General features: G+C 46.2%; 10 protein-coding genes. 7 read left to right on the plus strand and 3 right to left on the minus strand.

Annotation, left to right across the window (positions count from 1 at the left end):
- Positions 1–376 precede the first annotated feature (376 nt).
- Positions 377–1,165 (minus strand): hypothetical protein, encoded by a 789-nt coding sequence (locus QUA90_RS22060; protein WP_333108065.1) that lies wholly within the window; start codon positions 1,163–1,165, stop codon positions 377–379.
- 304 nt (positions 1,166–1,469) lie between these two features.
- On the opposite strand from QUA90_RS22060, the gene QUA90_RS22065 reads away from it, so the two are divergent.
- The 5 genes from QUA90_RS22065 to QUA90_RS22085 all read left to right on the plus strand — a co-directional run bounded on the left by QUA90_RS22065 (position 1,470) and on the right by QUA90_RS22085 (position 11,610).
- Positions 1,470–1,643, plus strand: a complete 174-nt coding sequence (locus QUA90_RS22065; protein WP_333050745.1) for a hypothetical protein — start codon at positions 1,470–1,472, stop codon at positions 1,641–1,643.
- Positions 1,644–1,648: 5 nt separating this feature from the next.
- Complete coding sequence (locus QUA90_RS22070; protein WP_333447732.1) at positions 1,649–3,145, plus strand: mannitol dehydrogenase family protein; 1,497 nt, start codon at positions 1,649–1,651, stop codon at positions 3,143–3,145.
- Between the two features lie 115 nt (positions 3,146–3,260).
- On the plus strand, positions 3,261–8,444 hold the full coding sequence (locus QUA90_RS22075; protein WP_333447734.1) for a PAS domain S-box protein: 5,184 nt from the start codon (positions 3,261–3,263) through the stop codon (positions 8,442–8,444).
- A 21-nt stretch (positions 8,445–8,465) separates the two neighbouring features.
- Positions 8,466–9,908 carry a xylulokinase gene (gene xylB / locus QUA90_RS22080; RefSeq protein ID WP_333447736.1) on the plus strand — a complete coding sequence of 481 codons (1,443 nt, stop codon included), beginning with the start codon at positions 8,466–8,468 and terminating at the stop codon, positions 9,906–9,908.
- 121 nt (positions 9,909–10,029) lie between these two features.
- Complete coding sequence (locus QUA90_RS22085) at positions 10,030–11,610, plus strand: glycosyltransferase (RefSeq protein ID WP_333447738.1); 1,581 nt, start codon at positions 10,030–10,032, stop codon at positions 11,608–11,610.
- Positions 11,611–12,068: 458 nt separating this feature from the next.
- Here the strand turns inward: QUA90_RS22085 and QUA90_RS22090 are convergent, their stop codons facing one another.
- Together QUA90_RS22090 and QUA90_RS22095 are read right to left on the minus strand one after the other, a co-directional pair.
- On the minus strand, positions 12,069–12,887 hold the full coding sequence (locus QUA90_RS22090; protein ID WP_333447739.1) for an FkbM family methyltransferase: 819 nt from the start codon (positions 12,885–12,887) through the stop codon (positions 12,069–12,071).
- A gap of 281 nt (positions 12,888–13,168) precedes the next feature.
- On the minus strand, positions 13,169–13,675 hold the full coding sequence (locus QUA90_RS22095; protein ID WP_333048859.1) for a hypothetical protein: 507 nt from the start codon (positions 13,673–13,675) through the stop codon (positions 13,169–13,171).
- Between the two features lie 137 nt (positions 13,676–13,812).
- On the opposite strand from QUA90_RS22095, the gene QUA90_RS22100 reads away from it, so the two are divergent.
- A complete protein-coding gene (locus tag QUA90_RS22100) occupies positions 13,813–14,055 on the plus strand; it encodes a hypothetical protein (protein WP_333052315.1) in 243 nt (80 codons plus the stop codon).
- A 303-nt stretch (positions 14,056–14,358) separates the two neighbouring features.
- The gene (locus tag QUA90_RS22105; RefSeq protein WP_333447741.1) at positions 14,359–15,441 is read left to right on the plus strand and encodes an ATP-dependent 6-phosphofructokinase; all 1,083 of its coding nucleotides are present in this window, start codon (positions 14,359–14,361) and stop codon (positions 15,439–15,441) included.
- Positions 15,442–15,511: the final 70 nt, after the last annotated feature.

Consider the following 15,511-nt stretch of genomic DNA (forward strand, 5'->3'; position numbering starts at 1 on the left):
AAACTTATATTTAACTCACCTTGAATATATCGATCGCTCCTGCTAGTGGTCTGCGATCAATTATTCAGCAAACCCTACTTAATCATACCGAGATAGTTACAAGCTTTCTTGTCATAGCGCACTCAGATAGCTTTACACTTCGAGAGCCAACCCAGAGTGCGCTTTACAAGCCAACGCCTTGCAGGATAACGGTGCCCATCACCCGCCGCGACCATCTTTGATACTTGCAGATAACCTCTCGGCGGTCGGTGTGCATGGGTGTTGTTAGGTCGCTAAAGCCTTGAGATAACAGAACTGGTTAGGTCTGTTAGTAAAAGATGTTGGGTTGACGTAAAGAAACCTAACCTACAAGAGCGATTACTGGTGTTATGTGCGGTCACTGCTTATATTCATTGATGTCGGTATCCGTAACATAAATCACCACTGGACTTGTATCTTTCCCGTCGGTTGTTACGATCGCATCTCTGCACCCTATTGTTTCTTTGATCTTGGCATCGGCATCAGCGAGGGTTGCGCTCTCGGACAGGAAGATTACTATAGGCTGAGCTTTTTCTCCCTGTTCATGTCGCCAGTCAAGGTAGTTCTTTAGTGTTGGCGGTGGCGAGACTGGATCACCCCCTTGATCCCTCTGCGGATTTGAACCTTCAGGCTGAGACTGCACTAAAAACGCTGATGCATTGATCCTGTAGACCATGTTGACATATTTTTTGTCGGCGTCAACCACAATGACTCTATATCGATTTCTAGACTCTAGCTCGTTAACAACATCTTGCAATGGCTTGTTCATATCATCCTGACTGAAGACAAGATCGTTTGCGAGAGCCTTCAAGGGGATCTTTGCCAACGTGTTGTCTGGCAGCGGGGGTGCCGAAACAAGGCCACTGTTAGCTTGCTGCAATACAGCAGCAGTAGTCCGATCCGTGGCCCTTGAAGCAGCCTCAAAAGCATTGCGCGAAAAATAAAATGCCAGAATAGTGCCTACCCAAGTTCCGTACAGAGGGAGGGTTGAATCCATTACTCGTCCTGAAACAACCCCTCTTTTTTCACCATTTTCCGCAGTGGCAATTACCACGACTGATATACTGAAGACAGCTATTATCGAAGCGAGAAGAACCCCCAAGGCAATCCTCTCCCTATTTCGGGAGTCAGATTGCTCTTTCAACATAATCCCCTCTCGAGTGGTTTGGCTTGGGGGCTGGCTCTGGGAAGTTAGATCAGGGGACAGAGGAGCAGGTGTTGCCGTGGCTGGAGGAAGGGGAGAAGTATTAGCCATGAATATCTAGTATTTAACCGATATGTTGATATTGAATTAAAACTCAAAGCAGAAATCGCTCGCCTAACTATATAATTGACTGAAACTTTCCGCTTAAGATCCCATAGTGGGTAGATAGGCAGAATGATTCGGCATAACACCCCAAGTTTACTACTTAAGCAGATTCTTTCTGCAGAATACGCGGCTTAAGCTGAATATGCGGAATCTTTCCGCATATTTTCAGATTCCTTACGGAGTCGTGCAAACAGACGGAGATAATTCCAGCCAGTTGCGCGATATTGTTCCTATTCACATTAGCGGCGATATGAGCCATCTGTTTGACTTACAGGGTGAAGCAGTTTTAAAAAGCCGTCGTCACCACCTAGTATAAATAAAATGAACAGCAATACCAGCACAGACTCAACAATCAAGCTGAATCAAGCATCCCTATCTCGTTTACCTGGAAACGTGCGCGTACCCAATTACGATCGCCATCCAATTACTAATGGAATTTTGCATATTGGAGTTGGTGGATTTCATCGATCGCACCAAGCGCTCTATCTCGATGATTATTTCCATCAGAATCCTGGTAGTGATTGGGGAATCTGTGGTGTTGGATTGCTTGACAATGAATATGACAGGCGTATGCGGGATGCGCTTCTGTCCCAAGATTGTTTGTATACCTTAGTTGAGCGATCGCTAGAAGGAGATCGCGCTCGGATCATTGGCTCAATCACTCGATACCTCTTTGCACCAGACAATCGTCAAGCAGTTATTGAAGCATTAGCAGATCCCAAATGCCGAATTGTTACTCTAACAATCACAGAAAGCGGCTACTACTACATTGAAGGAAGTGGCAATTTCGATGTAAACCACCCGACGATGCAGCACGATTTGCAACATCCTGAGCAACCAATTGGGACATACGGTTTTTTGACAGCCGCACTCGAAAAGCGGCGTAAACAGGGGTTGGCACCCTTTACAGTCTTGTCCTGCGACAATATCCAGGGCAACGGCAACATGGTGCGGAAAATGCTAACAACATTTGCCGAAATGCGCGATCCAGATTTAGGAAGTTGGATTGCTGAACACGTTGCGTTTCCCAACTGCATGGTCGATCGCATTACTCCGCTGACAACCCCAGCAGATATCAATATGGTGGGCCAACAGTTTGGTATTGATGATGCGTTTCCCTGCGTCGCGGAGCCTTTCATTCAGTGGGTAATCGAAGATACATTTTGTGCAGGCAGACCCGATTGGGAATCCGTTGGCGTACAGATGACTAAGGATGTTCATCCCTATGAAATGATGAAAATTCGGCTGCTCAATGCCAGCCATATGCTGATTGGCTATCTCGGCTCTCTGGCAGGTTATACCTACGTTTATGAAGTCATGGCCGATCCCTTGTTTCAGCAAGCAGTCGCTAACCTGATGGATGAGGTGACACCAACACTCCAACCCGTTCCTGGGATTGATTTAGACGATTATAAAAAAACTTTAATTGAACGGTTTTCCAATCCCAAAATTCGCGATCAGCTTCCGCGCCTTTGCCTGAATGGATCGGCCAAAATTCCTAAGTTTGTTTTGGGATCGATCCGCGATAAATTACAAATTGAAGGTGCGATCGATTACCTAAGTTTGACGATCGCTGCTTGGTGTCACTATCTCAATGGTTACGACTACCAAAACCGTCCTATCGTCATTGATGACCCTTTAGCTGATATCCTCACTCAACAAGCCCGCTCAGGTAAAACAGATCCCACTCCATTTCTCAGCATATTTGAGATTTTTGGAGATTTAGTACAGTCGCCACGTTTCGTCGAGACTGTTGCTGACCAGTTGCGTAGTTTGCATGAGTTTGGTGCTAAAGGAACACTAGGCCGATTGTCGTAAGTACCATCTGCATCCGTATTGCCTCTGGCCACAGCATCTATCTTAAGGTGGATTCTCCTGAGTGAGTAACTCAAGTTCAATAGAGAAGACCGTGTATGTATACGGATGAATCTTAATGAAGCGCGACGCCACAGGCAAGTTTCTTAGCAATTGGAACTCGGAGACGAAAGAACGAGTGAGCGTATCTCTCACTAATACAGCATGGCGATCGCTCGATAAAGAGGCTCACAGGCGAGGAATTTCTCGCTCTGAAGTCATTGAACGCTTTGCCCGCACTCTTGAAGGCGAACAGTTGTTCCCTGCCCAAGAAACTGAGGGCAAGGTAGCAACGATTCTGGAAAGCATTACGGATGCTTTTGTCGCCTTCGATCGCGACTGGCGCTACACCTACGTGAATGGGGCGGCGGCTCAAATCCTGCACAAAACACCAGAATATCTACTAGGAAAGCACGTTTGGAATGAGGTTTTTCCTGAGCTGGTTGGTGCAATTCCCTATCGAGAACTCCATCGGGCAATGACGGAACAGGTTCCTGTTTCCTGGGAAGAATTTGGGGAATCTGTCCAGCGTTGGATAGAGGCGAAGGCCTATCCCTCGACTGCAGGAGTAGCAGTTTATTTTCGCGATATTACAGAACGCAAGCAAGCAGAGGCAGAACGAGAACGGTTATTGCACGAGCTGGAAATCGAACGCGCCCGATTTGAAGCCGTTTTGCGACAGATGCCTGCGGGTGTAATAATTGCCGATGCGGCATCCGGTAAGTTAGTTCTAGCGAACGAACAAACCAAGCAAGTTGTTGGGTATGACTATGAACAGTCGCTTGAGATTGAGGAATATGCACCCATTGCTCCATTTAAAGCCTTTTTTGGCTCAGAGGGTCAGCTCTATGCCCCTCATGAGTATCCCCTGGCGCGATCGCTAAAAACCGGTGAGGTCGTTACCAACGAAGAGATGGAAATTCATAGAGATGATGGTAGCCGCGTCTTCATTAACATCAACTCAGCACCAATTTTAGATAGTCAGGGAGAGATTGTTGCAGCCGTTGTTATCTTCCAAGATGTTACGGATTACAAACAGGTTGAACAGGCATTACGAGAGAGCGAAGAACGCTTGCGATTGGCATTAACGGCGGCTCAGATGGTGGTCTGGGATATGGATTTGTCGACCAATCAGGTAGTGTGTTCTGCTAATGCTCTAGACGTTTGGGGTTTTCATGAAGGCACAGGAGAAGACTTTTTTGCACTCATTCATGCAGACGATCGACAACAGGTGCTCCAAGCGACGGTAGGGGCAATGGCTGGGGAACAGCCCTACGCACCGGAGTATCGGGTAATTTGTCCAGACGGCGTTGTGCGCTGGCTCAACAGTCAGGGACAAGTCTATCGGGATGAGACGGGGCAAGGAGTTCGCATGATTGGCGTTTCGGTTGATATTACAGAACGCAAACAGATCGAAGCAGAACGCGATCGTCTTTTAAAACGAGAACAATCTGCCCGACTCGAAGCCGAAACCGAACGCAAGCGGTTGCATGACATCCTGATGCAATTGCCTGCCATGATTGCCATTGTTAAAGGTGCCGATCTTGTGTATGAATTTGCCAATCCCACCTACCTGCAAGCGACTGGGCGCACTCCCGACCTGATCGGGAAATCAATACGGGATGTTTTCCCAGAGATAGAGGGGCAAATTTACTTTGAAGCGTTTGAACAGGTTTACCGGACGGGAGAAACATTTATTCGGGAGGAGTCACCTACTTACTGGGATCGGAACGGCGATGGGGTGTTGGAAGAAGCATTTTTCCACTGCATCTTTACAGCTTGGCGGGATGCTGAGGGAACCATTCAGGGTGTGTTGATTTATAACATTGAAGTGACAGCCCAGGTGCGGGCAAGGCAACAAATTGAACAACTGCTCGAAGAGCTTCAGCACAAAGAACGACAGCAGCAGTTTTTGATTGAATTGAATGATGCGATTCGTGCCATTCAAGACTCAAAGGAAATTATGTGGCAGGTTGTTTGTGCCACAGGACAACACTTTGGTGTCACTCGCTGTAGCTACGGTGAAATTGACTCAACGCAGGAATATGTCATTATCGATCGCGACTATTGCAATGGTGTAATCAGCGTGGTGGGTAAACACCACCTCGATTCCTATGGACCCGAAATTATTGCTGTACTCAGGCAGGGCAAAACCTTAATCGTTGATGATGTCGAGCGCGATCCTCGAACTGCCGGAGTGGAAACGGCTAGCTTTGACGCAATCCAGACAAAATCGATTCTGTGTGTCCCGTTAGTGAAAGCAGGACGATTTGTTGCCGTGTTTGTGTTGCATCATGTCTCTCCTCGCCACTGGACGAAGGAAGATGTGGTGCTGATGGAGCGAATTGCTGAAAAAACCTGGCTAGCCGTGGAGCGCTCGCGGGCAGAAGAGGAATTGCGAGAAAGTGAAGCTCACCTGCAACTCGCTCTGAAGGTTGGACGCATGGGAACCTGGGACTGGGATATGCAGACCAAAGCAAGGCATTGGTCAGAAGGGCACTTCATGGTACTCGGTCTGCAACCTAATGAGTGCGAACCCAACTATGAAGTTTGGGCGAGTCGGGTTCATCCTGATGACTTAGCAGAAGCTGATGTGAAACTTCAGCTAGCTATAGCTGAAAAGAAGGAGTATCACCATGAACATCGCCTGCGTTGGCCAGATGGCTCCATTCACTGGGTTGAAGCGAGAGGACAGTTTACTTATGATTCTCAGGGAAATCCCAAGCACTCGATCGGCGTCGTCATCGATATCACACAACGCAAGCAAGCAGAAGAGGCGTTGCGTCAAGCTCTACAAAAGCTCAACTTCCATGTGGAAAACTCTCCAATGGCAGTAGTTGAATGGAATCGAGACTTTCAAATCATTCGGTGGTCTGCTGGTGCAGAGCGGATTTTGGGCTGGAAAGCCGCAGAAATTCTGGGCAAATCTTTAACAGAGATACCTTTTGTTTTTGAGGAAGACGTGGAACCGGTTGCTGAAGTCTGCCAACGGCTGGTCTATGGTGAAGAACCCCATATTTTTTCATACAACCGCAATTACACGAAAGATCGCAACCTTGTGCATTGCGAGTGGTATAACTCCAGTCTCAGGGACGAATCGGGACGGATGATTTCGGTGTTATCGCTGGTGCTGGATGTGACGGAGCGCAAGTATGCCGAACAAGAACGAGAACAACTGTTAGAGCGCGAACGTATTTCCCGTTCTCAGGCAGAAGCCGCACAGCGCCAACTGGCAAATATTTTTGACACGTCTCCGATTGGACTTGGCCTGTTAGATGAAAAGCAGCGATTTATTTCCATCAACGAAGCCTTGGCAGAAATTAATGGATTAACCCGCGAGCAACACTTAGGACATTCCATTTCAGAACTTTTTGGTCAATTCGATCCCCAAGTAGTTAAAGTCTTTCATCAGATATACACCACAGGAAATCCCTTCACTTCACCCAACTTTGCGGTGAATGTTCCCGGACGCAGCGATCGCCGTCCCGGTTACTACAACGTTTACTATCTTCCGACTGTTAACTCAAATGCTCAGGTTGAAGGGGTTTTAGTTTATGTAGTCGATGTGACTGAGCGCGTCAGGTTAGAGCTTGCCCAACGCTTTCTCTCTGAGGCAAGTACGGTGCTGGCATCCTCACTCGATTATCAAACGACTCTAGAGCGAGTCGCACAGCTTACAGTGCCGGAATTAGCGGACTGGTGTACGGTTCACATGATAGAAGAGGATGGTTCGATCGAGCAGATTGCAGTGGCTCACATCGACCCTGCCAAACTGGATTGGGCATATCAGATTAGAGACAAGTATCCTATGAATCCGGATGACCCTCGCGGTGCTGCATACACCTTGCGAACTGGGCAATCTGATTTTGTGCCGGATATTCCCGATGAACTGCTGGTACAGGCAGCGCGTGATTCAAAGCATTTGGAAATACTGCGGCAGGTTGGATTCAAATCGGTAATGACGGTGCCACTACGAACTCAGGCACGAATTCTAGGGGCCATTTCCTTTATCTCAGCCGAATCTGGACGACGGTATACCTCAGCAGATTTGCAACTGGCAGAGGAATTGGCGCGTCGTGCTTCCTTGGCGATCGACAATGCTCAGTTATATCGGTTAGCTCAACGCGATCGCGCAAAAGCAGAAGCGGCTAACCGGATTAAAGACGAATTTTTAGCAGTATTGTCCCACGAGTTGCGATCGCCCCTCAATCCGATTCTGGGCTGGACAAAATTGCTACGAACAGGGCGACTAGATACCACAAAAACCCAGCAAGCGCTGGAAACGATCGAACGCAACGCCAAGCTGCAAGCCCAATTAATTGAGGACTTGTTGGATGTCTCGCGCATTCTGCAAGGAAAAATGACGTTAAACGTCGCTCCTGTGAATCTAGCGGCAATGATTGAGGCTGCACGGGAAACGGTACGACTAGCAGCCGAAGCCAAACACATTCAAATCCAGACTACATTTAATCCTATTTCAGGAACGGTTTCAGGCGATAGCAATCGCCTCCAACAAGTAGTCTGGAACCTCCTCTCCAATGCTGTGAAGTTCACCCCAACCGGAGGACGCATCGACGTGCAACTAGAGCAGGTTGGTATGTACGCTCAGATTCAAGTCAAAGATACTGGAAAAGGCATCAAACGAGAGTTCTTACCCCATGTGTTTGACTACTTCCGTCAAGAAGATGGCACCATAACCCGACAATTCGGCGGATTGGGATTGGGACTAGCGCTCGTCCGTCATTTTACCGAACTGCATGGAGGAACCGTTCAAGCAGACAGCTTAGGACAGAACTTAGGGGCTACATTTACCATCCGGCTACCGTTAAACATCGTAGAGCCGGAACCCTATTCTGATGACAGGCATCCAGAAAGTGCGGCAGACTTAGCAGGTATTCAGGTCTTGGTTGTGGACGACGATGCAGATATGCGGGAGTTGGCAGCATTCACCCTGATGCAATCTGGCGCACAAGTTGCCACAGCAGCTTCGGGGGCACAGGCGTTGACCCTTCTGAATCAATCTCTCCCCGATGTACTCTTATGTGACATTGGGATGCCAGAGATGGATGGTTATGCCCTAATTCGGCAAATTAGAAAGTGGTCACCCCAACAGGGAGGCACGATTCCTGCGATCGCACTTACTGCCTATGCTGGAGAGATCAATCAGCAGCAAGCCTTAGCTGCCGGATTTCAGATCCATATCTCCAAGCCTGTTGAACCCGATGAATTGGTAAAAGCGATCGCCCGTTTGCTAAGACACTGAATGATTTGAGGATTAGCTATCATGCTGCTGGGTATAGATTTAGGAACAGGCTCTGCTAAGGCATTGCTCCTAGCGATAGACGGAACCACTATAGGTGAAGCATCAACATCCTATCCTGTTCATGCACCCCAACCTGGATGGGCTGAGTCGGAGCCAGAAGATTGGTGGTTAGCTGTTGCCTCGGCTGTTAGGAAGGCAGTGGGAAATCACGCTAACCAAGTACAGGCGATTGCACTTTCAGGACAAATGCACGGCGTTGTCCTAGCTTCGGAGTCGGGTCAGCCTCTGCGCCCTGCTATCCTTTGGGCAGATACTCGCTCTAGTGCCACGCTTAACACTTATCATTCGCTCGATGCCGCTATTCTAGAGCGCTTGGGCAACCCGATTACGGCTGGAATGGCGGGCCCCACTTTGTTGTGGCTACGAGAACACGAGGCTACTGTCTACACCGAAGCGCGTTGGGCACTTCAGCCAAAAGATTGGCTGCGGTTACGGATGACTGGAGAAGTTGCAACAGAACCATCTGATGCTAGCGGTACTTTGCTTTACGATGTTGTGTCGGACAACTGGGCAGAGGATGCCATCTCAGGGCTGAATCTACGTAGTGATTTGTTACCAAAAATTATCCCCTCAAGTGCGATCTCCGGCTACCTAACAACTATTGCTTCAGAGCATCTCGGCTTACCTGTTGGCTTACCCGTTATTGCTGGTGCTGCGGATACCGCTGCGGCGGCGCTTGGTAACGGACTACTAGAGCCTGGATTGGTTCAACTAACGATCGGCACAGGCGCTCAAATCATTACACCTCGATCGCAACCAATTATCGATCGTCATGGTCGTACCCATCTCTATCGATCGGCCCTACCTAACCAGTGGTACACCCTTGCTGCAATGCAAAATGCGGGGTTAGCGCTGGAGTGGGTGCGAGGTATCCTCGGTTTGAGCTGGCAGGAAGTCTATACTAAAGCGTTTTCTGTTCCCCCAGGATGTGAAGGATTGACATTTTTGCCATACCTCACAGGTGAGCGAACTCCACACCTCGACCCCTATGTACGCGGCGCATGGGTAGGGCTTGGACTTCATCACACACAGGCGCACCTGATGAGGGCAGCTTTAGAGGGAGTTGCTTTTGCCTTACGACAAGGTTTTGAGGCCCTTGAAGCAACAGGTTTTAAAGCGACAGAACTGCGTTTAGCAGGCGGTGGAACAGCAGAAATGCCATGGAAACAATTACTGACCGATGTATTGAGAATACCCCTCTATTCAACTACAGTTGCTGCGGCTTCTGGACGTGGTGCTGCTCTACTGGCGGGTATCGGAATTGGCGTATACGCAGATGCTAATGACACCATCAAACTGGCAACCACACCAATGCTTGCTGCCACTCCCCAATCAGTTGATCCAATCCTAGAAGAGGCTTGGTTTCGATATCAATCTCTTTATCCACGGCTTAAAAAAATGTGATATGAGTTATGTCTAAAGGAGGAGGTACTAGAACCTATCCACAATTTACTCTTAAGCTAAGACTGTTTAACATCAGTCAAATAAAATAACTAAGTTTAGTACAAAAAGAGGTAGATATTACATGAATATATTAGCTGGAATTAAGCTACCAAAATCAGCCGAGGCCGCGGATGTATATATACGGTGTAATGAATCTGCATCTATAAACTATCAGGAAAATGACAAAAAAGTTGTTTTATATCGGGGTGGTGTTGTCTCCTCAAATTCTTACTTTAATTCGTTTTACGAGAGATATTATACTCAATATACAACTCTTAGCTCTATCTACTATGTGCTGAAACTTGAAGGCGATTTTAAAGTTTCTATTTACCGAGAATTTGATGGACAAAAAAACAAAGAAATAATTTCTGAAGAGAGCTTTGAGAAATGTCAATTCTCGGAGCCTGTAAAAATCTCACCAATAAATCTCCTTCAAGGCAAAAAAGCGGGCAGAATATATTTTGAAATAACTTGTTCTAGTGAACAGGGCGAATTTAAAGGGGCATGGATAGCAACTGATGAAAGTAAAACTAGAGAAGTATCATTGGGGATTGTAATTTGCACCTTTAAAAAAGAGGACTTCATACAAAATACATTAACTGCAATTTTTCAAGATGAATTGCTAGAAACCAAGGACTTTAAAGTATTCGTTGTTGATAATGGTAAAACTTTAGATGAAGCTGATTTCGGAAAGCCAAAACTGAGGCTAGTTCCTAATATAAATGCGGGTGGAAGCGGTGGCTTTACCAGAGGGTTAGTCGAAGCTTTAGGGGAAGAAAAATATTCTCACTTTTTGCTTATGGATGATGATATAGAGTTAGAAAGTGAATGTATTTATAAATTATTTCCTTTGTATGAATACGCCAATTCGGATTTTGCTGTAGCGGGTGGACTGCTAAATTTACAGAAAAAGCATATGTTGTATGAAGCAGGAGCATCGTACAACGCCTATTCTAAAACTAGAGGATTTGGGCCTGGGGCATTAATTGCTTTAAATTATAATATCGATTTACGAGATTCTAATTCTCTCAACAGGTTGCTCAAGGAAGAAGATGTAGACTATGGCGGATTTTGGTTTTTCTCTTTTTCTAAGGAACTTGTTGAACAAACTAAATTACCGCTGCCTTTATTTATCAAAATAGATGATGTAGAGTTTGGTTTAAGAATAAAAGAGTTGGGTAATAACATTGTAGCTTTTCCATCAATGGCGGTGTGGCATCAACCAGCGGCGGCCAAGAATGTAAATTGGGAAAATTATTATTATATCCGCAATGATTTAATAGCTTATTCCATCCATTATTATCCAGAATATATGGCGGCAGTTGAGCATTTGACAAAAGTAATACTTCAGGCTTTAGCAAAATTTGATTATAATCATGTAGAGATGGTTGTAAAAGCTTTTGAAGACTATCTAAAAGGCCCAGATTTTATCAAAAACTCTGACCCAGAAAGCTTTCACATGAGCATTGTAAAGCTTAGTAAAAGCTATAATAACCAAAATGAGGTAGATAAATTAGCTGGTACTAACCTTTTGACTAGGTGGTTTAAAGTTGCTGCTGAAGGTATTAATGAATGGTCATCCTTAAGTGAAAAATGGAAAAGTGCTTCCAAGGAGATGACATCTACTATATTTTGGCAGCAATACCTTGGGCTCAAGAAATAGAATTGCCCGCTTCCACTGGTTGATGGTTGACAGCTTAGGCCGCCAGCAACTCAACAATTCACAATAAAAGCGCCTTGGGATTAATTGTGGTAGTTGACACTCCGCCGTCACAGCGTAGGGCTGTTTCGGGGCAACCACGGGGGGTTTGCCCCTAGGGAAAATCAGACTTTTGTAGGGGCGGTGCCAAGAGTGCCCGCCCTCACCCACAGATGATGTCATGGGCATTTCAGGCATCGGGGCAACCACGGGGGGTTTGCCCCTACAAGAAAATGAAACCGCCCTGCCGCATTAGGGCATTCCCACTTTCTGATATGCAGTGAAAGCCAATTGACAGCAGATTGCCAGTTTAGAGACGGCAATAGCAGCATTTAGAAAACCAGTTTTTTAGATGTTGAGGATTAATTAAATAAGCGTGCCAAGTGCTACCCGGATTTGGTACCAGATGGAAGCAACTTGAGTTAAATGATGACACAATCTTCGCCCAAAACAGCTTGACTGACCTGTGGTTCCTGCTCTACTGGGTCGCTGTAATGAGTCTCAATGTGCTGGATGAAACTTTCCCGATAAGCTTTGAGATGCGAGTTAAGTGCTTCGATATCCTGCTCTCCTGTCGCGTAACCCCTCTCTCTTCGGAAGTGACCGGATTCCTTAACAAAAGCCATGTCAACTTGCCACAAAGCTGAATCAATCGGGCGATAGGACAAATCAACAATATCGTAAGCTGCAAATCCTTGAGACTTCATAAAACTCATTACCTCATACATCTGACCAAACAAAGTAACTTCTACAATTACATATTCAGTCTGCTGCAAAATCTCAGTTGCTCCCGCTAAAACATTTAATTCCTGTCCGTCTACATCAACTTTAATTAAATACGGGCCTGGCAAATTTCTTTCCCTGCATATTCCATCCAGCGTAATTGCTGGTATTTTTCTCAAATAAGGATCGCTGCTGTCAGTAACGCGATTTTCAGAAAGTGAAGAATGCACCATACCGGGACTGACGTTGAGGGTGAAAACTCCCGATTCTTTGCTCGCGGCTGCAATAATGTATTCTGCACTTTTGAGCTTGCGGCAAATTTTGGCGAGATAAGGTTCATTTTCGGCGATGGGTTCAATTAGCAAATGTCGCGCATCGGGGAAAGTTTCGTAAAGGTTAAAAGTTCCCAATGCCGCACCGACATCAATCACAGTTCTTGGTTGAAAACCTAACTTTTTAGCCAGCAGCAAGCTGCCTGACATCGAGTTTCGGAGAATGCCTGTTTGTTGTTGGCTCACAATTTTTTCCAGATTTCAAGGTGGATAAGGTTAATATTATGTCGGGCAGCAGAGTTATTGTATGTCCGAATAAAGAAACGAAGCAATCGCAAACCTCCGCGATTGCTTCCCTGCGGATCGCAATGACTGAAATAGGTTTCAACTGAGATATTGCACCATTCTCAATCAGTTTTTTAGGAACAGGCATCTTGCCTGTTCCACGAGTAAATTTTCTTGTGGAACAGGGCGGAAAGCCTGTTATTGAGAATGGTGCAAGATGTGAGTTTCAACCCAACCTGCTACTATTTAGCGGATTTTTGTGCCTTGTTTTCCGGTTCTACAGATTGCAAAGCTTCGTCGAGAATTGCCCGTGCTTCTTCGGCTTTACTTCTAGCTTCTCGATAGCGGACATTAGCTTGAGCGAAGTTTTTGAGAACTTTGAAACCATCTTTCAAACGACCAATTTCCTCGGCAGTCACAGCCTCATCTGTAAACAAAATGTCGATCGCCGCCCGGATTTTGAGTGCTTCTTCGCGGGATTCCATGACTTTCAATTTGAGACTTGCCAAATTGCTCAAAATCTGGACGGCTTCAGTAATCGCATCCTCGCCGTCAGACGCAGCATCTTCGATATCTTTAACTTCAACAAACTGCTTGGGCCCAAATCCCTCCACGAGTTCCGTAGGCAGCTTGCCCTCATCCATGAGATCCATCAGCCGATCCATCGCTTCTTCCCGGGCTTTGGCTGAATCTTTCCCCTTGACAGTTAAAATAATTTCGGGGCTTTGAGGAAGTGTATAGCGAACCATATTTTGACAGCCTGTGCGCGAAAACAATTGAATGATATTTTATCTTTATTCGATCGCCAGTTGCAGCTATCGATCCGCTCCATTACCAACCGCTTGCCCAAACTTGGCACATATACACTCAAAAGGAACCCTCGACAATGAAAGATAAATTTCTTAACTTTCTCAACTTGATTTTAGTAGCTGATGTGTTTTTCGTCTTTGCCATTTTTGGGTGGTTTGTGATCGCAGTAGCAGGTCGATCGACCGGGGTGAATCTCGGTTTTGATTTGTGGTACAGTCTCTGGCAGCCCGTATTTAATCCCGCCCTGGGAATTCTTATGGGCGGTGCTATTCTCAGCGGTATAATTAACCAAGTTTCTAAACGCCTCAATCCCAAGTAAAATTGATGTTTTGTTGGAGACGGTGATTGGCGATGCTACGATTGTTGGCGATCGAACTTGTGGGATGCGTCAGAGATGAGGCACTCCATTAGGTCGATGAAGCTGGAAAATACATAAGTAGTGAAAAGCTCCCTGAATGAGCGAGCTCTTATGAAAGCCATCACAAAAGTTATGATAGCTTTACATTCTGTTACAGAGTAAGGTTTATTTTCGCCTACATATTTACGTCGAAAATCAGGATTGGACGATCGGGATCTAAAAATATCAACTCATGTTCTGAAGAACAAAAGTCGGGTCTTAATTATGGGAGAACAAAAATGTATCGGTATCCTCACTAGCGGGGGTGACTGTGCAGGCTTAAACGCAGTTATTCGAGCCGTTGTCTACCGCGCAACGGGAACTTACAATTGGAAAGTCATGGGGATTCGTCAAGCCACCAACGGATTGATGAGTCGTCCCCCTCAAGCAATTCGGTTGGATATTGAGAAAGTAGACTCGTGGCTCACCATTGGCGGTACGATGCTAGGCACGACAAATAAGGGCGACCCTTTTGCTTTCCCAATGCCTGACGGCACTCTACGCGATCGTTCTGAGGACATTATCGAAGGCTATCACCAACTAGGTTTGGATGCCTTAATTGGCATTGGTGGCGATGGCAGTCTTGCCATTCTCAGGAAGATTGCTCAACAAGGTAATTTGAATTTAGTTGCTATTCCTAAAACTATTGATAATGATGTTGGCATTACCGAGCGTTCCATCGGTTTTGATACTGCTGTCAATATTGCCACTGAAGCACTCGATCGCTTGCATTTTACTGCGGCAAGTCACAGTCGCGTCATGATTGTTGAAGTCATGGGACGCGACGCTGGACATATTGCGATCAGTGCCGGAATTTCGGGAGGAGCTGATATAATTCTGATTCCAGAAATCCCTTACACAATTTCCAAAATCTGTGCCCAAATCCAAGAACGCCAAGACCGGGGAAAAAACTACTGTTTAATTATAGTAGCGGAGGCAGTTCGCACTGAAGAAGGCGAGTTAGTAATGCACACAAATCGCTTAAGTCAAAGTCGATTAGGCGGAATAGGTCAGTATTTAGCTGATACAATTTCTGAGTGCAGCGGTGCAGAAACTCGCGTCACTGTTTTGGGACATATTCAACGCGGAGGAACTCCTTCATCGTTAGAAAGATTAGTTGCTTCTGCTTTTGGCATCGCAGCAGTTGATTTAATTGCCGAAGAGAAATACGACTGCATGGTATCTTGGCAAAAGCGGGAAGTTGTGAGCGTTCCTCTGGAAGATGCGATCGCCAAATACAGACCTGTAGACTTCGATGGTACTCTGGTTAAAACGGCTCGCGGTTTAGGGATTTGTCTGGGAGACTAAACAATTACCCGTCCGATTTCTCCAAGATTTAGTCGGGGACGCACTCAGAACCAAGAAACCCGGTTTTTCA

This window comes from Microcoleus sp. D3_18_C4 (genome assembly GCF_036702355.1).
Classification (GTDB): Bacteria; Cyanobacteriota; Cyanobacteriia; order Cyanobacteriales; family Microcoleaceae; genus Microcoleus.